Below are 6,262 nucleotides of genomic sequence, written 5' to 3'. Positions count from 1 at the left end.
TTACGGATCGCGGAGGAAAGCAACCGGATTCCTAGGCCAGCCGTGCCAAGGATTCCCAGAGGACCCATTACAAAGGTGAGCCCAGGCACCAGCATCAGTGCAATTGCCAAGAAAACGGAAACCGGCAGGGCTCCAGCTGCCATTAAGCCACTGGTCTGCAAAATCTGAATCAGTCGATCCTTTCTTACCTGTGGACTGCCATTGATCAGTTCGTCGCGATGAGTGAGAAGTTGATCAACTGCCGCGATGGCAGCTGAGTAGACGCTGGCTTCCACCGCATTTCCCAGTGTTCGCTGCCAAAACTCAGGCGTCTGGGCAGCGGCAAGCAAACCATCAATATGGTTATCAACGCTGGCATGAGCTCGCTCGTGCCACGACATATCTACCGAGTTTCGGCTGTTGTTGATGGTGCCGTCTTCCCAGATCGCATTTGCTGGATTCGAGGCGAGATGGGGCGCATTGGACTGGCTCTGGATGTGGGACCACTCCTTGCCTCTGGCATCGCCTCCCTTCAGGAAGGCATCGACAGCCGCTGTGCCGTAGTTTTCAAGATCACCGGGGAGTTTTGCGACGAGATCAGCAATGGCAATGCCATGGTTTGATGCCGCTGAGGTGATTCGACTCACCAGTTGGGGATCGAGAGCGAAGTTATTCAGCTCGCTCAGCGAGGCCGCGACTGATCCAGCTGCAACGGCAAGTGCTTGACCGCTCTTGTCTAATCCCTGACGCATCTTCCTAGCTGCGGTGACGCCTGCTGCCAGCCCAATGCCGGTGAGTTTTGAAAGGTCAGCCACAATGCCAAAACTTGAGCCCCACTCTAATTTTACCTCCTACCACGAGAACCCCCAGCGGCTAGGCCGTTTTGGCCACCTGGCAGTTCATACCTGGAGTCTGCTCGTACTCCCCTTGCTCTAACTGAACTACTTTGACCGGTAACGAAGTGCTGCCTTTTGGCTCACGCTTGCAGATTCCGCCGGCTCCACCCTGTGATGGTGGCCTCCACGTTCTCCAGATGCCACTGGAGCGGCCCCCGGCCCTGGGTGCAGCCCCAGCGGCGGTAGTGCTTGCCCGGGGTGAGTACCCCCCGCAGCCGTAGCTGACGGAGGGTCTCGCGGCTCATCCCAAGAGCAGCGCAAGCTTCGGCCGTCGTCACCCAGACCCGGTGACGTCCGGATGGCGGTGGTGTCGTCTGGTTCTCCATCAGGCCAGATCCCGGAGCACGCTGCCCACCGCGGGATTCCAGAGGATCTGGTAGCCGCTGTGCCCGCCGCGGCAATAGGGCAGGGCTTCTGCCCAATGCTGGCCGGCATTGGTGAGTTCCCATTCCCCACGCTGATTGCGGATCTGCAGCCCGCAGGCTGCGAGGTGTTGGTTCGTGTCCTTGGCTTTCATCCCTAGCAGCTGCCCGAGCCCCGTGGCATTGAGTGAGCAGATCGGGTCCTCCGCTGCCGGCAGGGCTCGCCGCAGGGATTCGGTCGCCAGCCCAGTGTTTTCCTGAATGCAGGTGAGCGTTGCTGCCATGGCGATACCGGGTTTCACGCCGGGGACCTGGGCGACGGCCTGACCAATCAGCAACAGAGCCCCGACGCTGTCCTGCTTGTCTGAGGGCAAGGATGCCGGCGTGGGCGCGAGGCCAGGCACGGAATAGCGCCCTGTCCGGCGGATCGCCGGCAAAACCTCGTGTGTGACCCAACGCTTGAAGCGCTTGGCCTCCGGCTTGCGGCTGCCGAGAACCAAGGTGTATAGACCAGGTTCATTCACCGTGGCCACGGCCTGCACACCGCCAGGGGTGTCAGTTGAAATGACACCCTTCTCGTCGGCATCCAGTCGGGTCGTGGCCTGACGAGGATTGCCGATCCCCAGCACGCTGCAGACATCGGTGGCGACAAACCAGGGGTCGCCGTGCTCGTCAGCGAAGACGCGGAGCTGGTTGCCTTCGAAGTCAAAGGGAACAATGGCGCTTGAAGTTGTGTTGTTAATCGGCCTGAAAGCGGTGTGACGGGTGGAACCTCACCGGCATCACTGCCGGCATCGGGGCGGAAGACGGTGTTGGTGCTGGCCATTGGTCGCGGCGGCACGGGCCCGGCGAGCACGAGCAGCAGGGTGCTGAGCTGAAACGCCAGCCCCAGCAGCACCAAGCCGCGCAGCCCGGCAAGGCTGGAGGCCGTGACCATGACGGTTGGCCGGCGGGTGCGGCAGAAGGCAGGGAGCTGGGGAGCGGGCCGGTGAGGGGGCCTGCCGCTCCAGGCCCCGGGGTTGATGCCCTGACGATCGAGCGGCATCAGAACAACTCCTCGCCGTCGTCTGCAGCGCCAGTGTTCCAATCACCGGCACCACTACCGGCGGTGGTGTAGCCCTCGACCTCCTCAAAGCCATCGGTGGGATCGACCTGCTCGTAGGGCACGAACTCGACGACCTGAACGGCACGCGGCTGGAAGGTCATGCCGCAGCCGTTCTCCCCGTCCCAGTCGTAGATGTCGAAGGCCACGACGACCTTTGAGCCGTTGCCGATGGCGGCACCATCCCAGGGCTGCTTTTTGGCATCGACGATGCGAGGGCCATCAGAAAGAGAGCCGTCGCGCCGCTGGAACTGCGGCACCTTGAAGCGCACCACCGTGATCTCGCTGGGCTTCTCCTTGTCGGCCTTCCAGGGGAAGCCCTTCTCGGCGCGGCGCTTGCGGCTGCCGTGCAGTGCGATGAACTGATCTTCCATGGCCAGCAGGAAGGACTGAGCCTTCTCGTCGCTGTTGGCCAGCAGCAGATCGGCAGTCCAGGCCTTGGGTTTGCTCTTGTCGAGCTGGTGCCTGGGGGTGATCAGATGGGCCCAGCGCACTTCGGCGAGGGGCGTGCGGAAGATGTCTTTAGCCATGGGATGAATCGGCGGACGTTTGTTGTTGATCGAACGGAGGAAGCGGCGGCAAGCCAAAGCGTTCGCGCAGCAGGTGATGCACCGCTCCGCTGGCGGAGAGGTTGCGGGCCTCCATCACCTCTCGGATCCGCAGGAACACATCGGTGCGCACCTGTGTCTGGATGAAATGTCGACCAGCCAGAGAACGGGGCTGCTCGCCATAGCGGCGTGGCGGCCGGGGGCGATGGCTCTCGCTCATGGTTCTGGTGCTGCTGGATGTTCCGCCTGCTCTTGGCCCTGCGCTTCTTCGAGGAAGAGTGCGATGAAGTCGCTGTGCTGGCGTTGGGTGATGCGATCACCGATGGAGCGGGCGTTGCGCGGCACCTGGAAGTGCTCGCGGAAGGCTTTGGTCAGCTCCTGACGTGTCGCCTGGGGCAGTTCGAGGACGCGGCGGTGAACCTCGCTGACCTCCTCAGGGGTGAGGGGAGCGAGGCCTGTATCTCCATCCGCAGGTGCCCCGTCGCCCTGGGCGTCAGCCAAGGAAAGCGACTCTTCCGGCGATGGGTCTTCAGCCTTCGGCTCAGAGCAAGCCTGCTGAGCAATGTCATCCTCGGGCTTGTCGTCAGACTGCTCTGAATCCGCGGAACAAGGCTGTACAGCCCGAGTCTGCGAAGACAAAGGAATGCCCAGCAGCATCGCCAGCATCAGACCGGTGGTTTCGGTCAGATCGCTGGCCTCATCAGCCCAGGACTCGCTGCAGAGCTCGGCCCCGGCGACGTGCATCACCGTGACTAGCAGCCTGGAGCGGCCTTGCTGCTCACGCAAATGAGCGGACCAGCCGATCCCGCGGCGGAAGGCGGGGCGGGCTGCGTGCACCACCTCCGCCAGATCGCCAGCGGTGATGGGGGACACCTCGGCCTGAAAACTGGCCAGGACAAGGGTGAGCTGTTGCTCGGGGGTGGCGTCGGCCAGGACGGCCGGCGGCGCCTCAATGCCGGCCTCTGGAGGCCTGGGGGGTGGAGCCATGACGGATCGAATCGGGCGGTTGCCAGCTGATCGAAAATTAGCACTGTTCCCTGATAGCCGCACTAACAGCGGCTGTTAATTCCTAGCCATCAGGCTGTGACTGGCTTCTTTCCTCTGCGGCCGTTGGGCTTGGTGTCTTTCCTGTTGGCCGCCTCCCACAGGTCAAGCCAGCGCTTGGGCAGGTACTGGTCGCCCTCGATCCACAGCGGGGCCAGCTCCTCCGGCTTGTAGTCACCGAAGCTCGTGAGGACGGCAAAGAAGCGCTTGCGATGCTCTTCGCTCGCCTCAACCGCCAGGGAGCTGAGGGCATCGCTTGGTTCGAGGCCGCATTCGTCGACGACCCGACGCATCTGGTTGCGCCACTTACTGGAGAGCTCCGTGGCCTTGCGCTGACCAACGGTCGGTGCGGGCGTGGTGCGGAACGCTGCCGGCACATCTCTTAGGCCGCAGTAGCAGGCCCAGAGCTCCAGGGGCGTCCAAGCCGGGGATTCGTCGTCTCCCAGCGGGATGGCGTTCTCGAGCTTCTCCTTGATCGCCTGGCTCTTGACCGGGCCCCAGTCCTTCTCGGCGATGCGGCGGTTCAGCTCGCCCAGCTGCCAGAAGGCCTTCTGCCGCAGCTCACCGGCCTTGCCCTGCTCGATGACCGAGAGGTTGCCGTAGGAGATCGCATCGAAGCCGGCCTCTTCCGCCCAGCTGCAGGCGGTGTACTGGGTCCAGCCGTTGGTTCTTCGCCAGTTCAGCAGCATCCGACCGAACGCTGTGCGGTTCTCCTCCTGGCGCTCAAGCAGCTCCGCGTAGGTGATGGCCACGTTCAGGATCCTGAATGGGATGTCCCGAACCATACGGCAAGCTTGGCACTCCTAGTCACTTTCTGACACGTCCTGGCATATCAGGTCTGATCTTGTCCGAGCCTCTGCAGGATCTGCTTGGCAAGCTGCCCAGTCATCACCTTCCCTGTCTCTGCCTGCAATCTCAGAGCAAGGGTGTAGGGGTGCTCGTCTGGGTGGGCCTGTGCGAGATGCCTCAGCCGCTGCTGCAGTTCTGCCGGATTCATCAGTGTCCCAGCAGCACTTGCCTCGGTGTGCAAAGCAGCTGCTCGGCCTCCTCCACGGATCGGCAGACCGCTGCTACGCCACCGAGCTCCTGAACGAGCCTCAGGAAGGCCCGCTGCTCCGAGCTGAGTACGCCCTGGGCTGTCTTGACCTCCAGGGCGACGAACTGGGCGAGCCGCTGGCCGACCAGCTCGGGCGTGATCTCCAGCGCGCGCAGACCGATCAGGTCACTGCTGCCCTTGCACAGCCCGAAGCGCACGAAGCGCCCCTGCTGGTCGACCAGGGCGCCGGTGTTGTTCCGCCAGAGCCGCACCGGACCGCGGCCGCAGGCCAGGCGAATGCGCTGCTGGATCTCGTGTTCGCTGGGGGAGGAGGCCATGCCTCCTGTTGCCGGGCGGGATTACTCGTAGTGGCTCCAGAGGCGCAGCACCTTCACGATCCGCTCCTCCTCCAGCACCTGGTAGACGAGACGGTGCTGGATGTTGATGCGCCTTGAGCAGGCCCCTCGCAGATCGCCGACCAGGGCCTCGTAGGGAGGTGGCTGCTGATAGGGGTCAACGGCCAGGGTGTCCAGCAGGGCCTGAGCTTTCTGCTTGAGAGCAGGGGATGCGGAAGCGAGTTTGCGGGCGTCCTTCTGAGCCTGCCGGGTGAACAGAACCGTCCAGCTCACCAGCCCGGTTCGCTGCTCAGTTCGCTCACCTCAGTGGCCATGCCTTCAAGGATCGACTCACGCATGCCCGGGATCGAGACCAGATGCAGGGTCTCCTGGATGGCGCGCCAGTCGTCCTGGGACAGCAGCACGGCGTTGCTGCGCTTGCCGGTGATCTGCACAGGCTCGTGGGACTGCCCCACCTCGTCGATCAGGGCATAGAGCCGCTTGCGGGCTTCTGTGGCGGACACGGTGGTCATGACATGGTCTTCACCCGTACGTCAAAGCGTACAGCTGTTGGCCTTGTTGTGCTGCCTGGCAGCCCAGACGTGTCTGGCCCAGCCGGGTTTGTAGCCGCGCTCCTGCTCGCGCTGCAGCAGCTGCTCGAAGGTCCGGCAACCGGCTGCCGGGTGCGTGCGCCGGGGCCGTTGCTGCTGGTTGGGTTTGGGCCGATGGCGGGTCCCCGTGACTTCAACAAGCTCGCCCTCAAGCTGCTGGAGCCCGCGGCGCTGCTCATCGCGTTCCTCGACAAGAAACAGGTGGCCACATTCCGGGCACACCTGCGCAGCAGTGGGGCAGCTGCAGAAACACACCGGGCAGTCCTTGATCGGGATCGAGACTCCTTCGCGGCGCCTGCGGCCGGCCAGGTTCCATTCGCGCTCATCGGTGGGCAGGCCGTGGCGATGG

12 protein-coding genes are annotated in these 6,262 nt (G+C 63.6%); 2 read left to right on the top strand and 10 right to left on the bottom strand.

The features are described 5' to 3' along the window. The 6 genes from KBY71_RS14470 to KBY71_RS14445 form a co-directional block, all read right to left on the bottom strand. Nucleotides 1–794, bottom strand: a 794-nt coding sequence (locus KBY71_RS14470; protein ID WP_254929594.1) for a hypothetical protein, incomplete at its 3' end; no start/stop codon positions are given. A gap of 161 nt (nucleotides 795–955) precedes the next feature. Further along, nucleotides 956–1,120, bottom strand: coding sequence for a hypothetical protein (locus tag KBY71_RS14465; protein ID WP_254929593.1), 165 nt, complete (start codon nucleotides 1,118–1,120; stop codon nucleotides 956–958). A gap of 80 nt (nucleotides 1,121–1,200) precedes the next feature. Beyond that, nucleotides 1,201–1,956 (bottom strand): Bro-N domain-containing protein, encoded by a 756-nt coding sequence (locus KBY71_RS14460; protein WP_254929595.1) that lies wholly within the window; start codon nucleotides 1,954–1,956, stop codon nucleotides 1,201–1,203. 325 nt (nucleotides 1,957–2,281) lie between these two features. Next, complete coding sequence (locus KBY71_RS14455; protein ID WP_254929592.1) at nucleotides 2,282–2,869, bottom strand: hypothetical protein; 588 nt, start codon at nucleotides 2,867–2,869, stop codon at nucleotides 2,282–2,284. Next, complete coding sequence (locus KBY71_RS14450; RefSeq protein WP_254929591.1) at nucleotides 2,862–3,107, bottom strand: hypothetical protein; 246 nt, start codon at nucleotides 3,105–3,107, stop codon at nucleotides 2,862–2,864. Before KBY71_RS14450 ends, KBY71_RS14455 begins: the two co-directional genes overlap by 8 nt. Next, nucleotides 3,104–3,673, bottom strand: coding sequence for a hypothetical protein (locus KBY71_RS14445; RefSeq protein WP_254929590.1), 570 nt, complete (start codon nucleotides 3,671–3,673; stop codon nucleotides 3,104–3,106). The genes KBY71_RS14450 and KBY71_RS14445 overlap by 4 nt, the downstream gene beginning before the upstream one ends. Here KBY71_RS14445 and KBY71_RS14440 point away from each other — a divergent pair, their 5' ends adjacent. Further along, nucleotides 3,674–3,904, top strand: coding sequence for a hypothetical protein (locus KBY71_RS14440; protein ID WP_254929589.1), 231 nt, complete (start codon nucleotides 3,674–3,676; stop codon nucleotides 3,902–3,904). 59 nt (nucleotides 3,905–3,963) lie between these two features. Here KBY71_RS14440 and KBY71_RS14435 read toward each other — a convergent pair whose 3' ends face one another. From KBY71_RS14435 to KBY71_RS14420, 4 genes are all read right to left on the bottom strand, one after another. Next, nucleotides 3,964–4,683: an XRE family transcriptional regulator gene (locus KBY71_RS14435; protein WP_254929588.1), complete on the bottom strand. Its 720-nt coding sequence runs from the start codon at nucleotides 4,681–4,683 to the stop codon at nucleotides 3,964–3,966. A 244-nt stretch (nucleotides 4,684–4,927) separates the two neighbouring features. Then, nucleotides 4,928–5,305, bottom strand: coding sequence for a VRR-NUC domain-containing protein (locus KBY71_RS14430; RefSeq protein WP_254929587.1), 378 nt, complete (start codon nucleotides 5,303–5,305; stop codon nucleotides 4,928–4,930). Nucleotides 5,306–5,326: 21 nt separating this feature from the next. Beyond that, nucleotides 5,327–5,596 (bottom strand): Txe/YoeB family addiction module toxin, encoded by a 270-nt coding sequence (locus KBY71_RS14425; RefSeq protein ID WP_254929586.1) that lies wholly within the window; start codon nucleotides 5,594–5,596, stop codon nucleotides 5,327–5,329. Next, on the bottom strand, nucleotides 5,593–5,835 hold the full coding sequence (locus KBY71_RS14420; RefSeq protein ID WP_094591372.1) for a type II toxin-antitoxin system Phd/YefM family antitoxin: 243 nt from the start codon (nucleotides 5,833–5,835) through the stop codon (nucleotides 5,593–5,595). The genes KBY71_RS14425 and KBY71_RS14420 overlap by 4 nt, the downstream gene beginning before the upstream one ends. Before the next feature lie 69 nt (nucleotides 5,836–5,904). Here KBY71_RS14420 and KBY71_RS14415 point away from each other — a divergent pair. Continuing rightward, on the top strand, nucleotides 5,905–6,262 hold a 358-nt coding region (locus KBY71_RS14415), incomplete at its 3' end, for a hypothetical protein (RefSeq protein WP_254929585.1).

This window comes from Cyanobium sp. T1B-Tous (assembly GCF_024345475.1).
Classification (GTDB): domain Bacteria; phylum Cyanobacteriota; class Cyanobacteriia; order PCC-6307; family Cyanobiaceae; genus Cyanobium_A.
This window is presented reverse-complemented; position numbering and strand designations above follow the sequence as displayed.

Bases quoted from the DNA above. Each gene is read 5' to 3' on its own strand.
- KBY71_RS14465 (WP_254929593.1), bottom strand. From the start codon at position 1,120: ATGAGCCGCGAGACCCTCCGTCAGCTACGGCTGCGGGGGGTACTCACC.
- KBY71_RS14455 (WP_254929592.1), bottom strand. From the start codon at position 2,869: ATGGCTAAAGACATCTTCCGCACGCCCCTCGCCGAAGTGCGCTGGGCC.
- KBY71_RS14450 (WP_254929591.1), bottom strand. From the start codon at position 3,107: ATGAGCGAGAGCCATCGCCCCCGGCCGCCACGCCGCTATGGCGAGCAG.
- KBY71_RS14440 (WP_254929589.1), top strand. From the start codon at position 3,674: ATGAGCGGACCAGCCGATCCCGCGGCGGAAGGCGGGGCGGGCTGCGTG.
- KBY71_RS14430 (WP_254929587.1), bottom strand. From the start codon at position 5,305: ATGGCCTCCTCCCCCAGCGAACACGAGATCCAGCAGCGCATTCGCCTG.
- KBY71_RS14420 (WP_094591372.1), bottom strand. From the start codon at position 5,835: ATGACCACCGTGTCCGCCACAGAAGCCCGCAAGCGGCTCTATGCCCTG.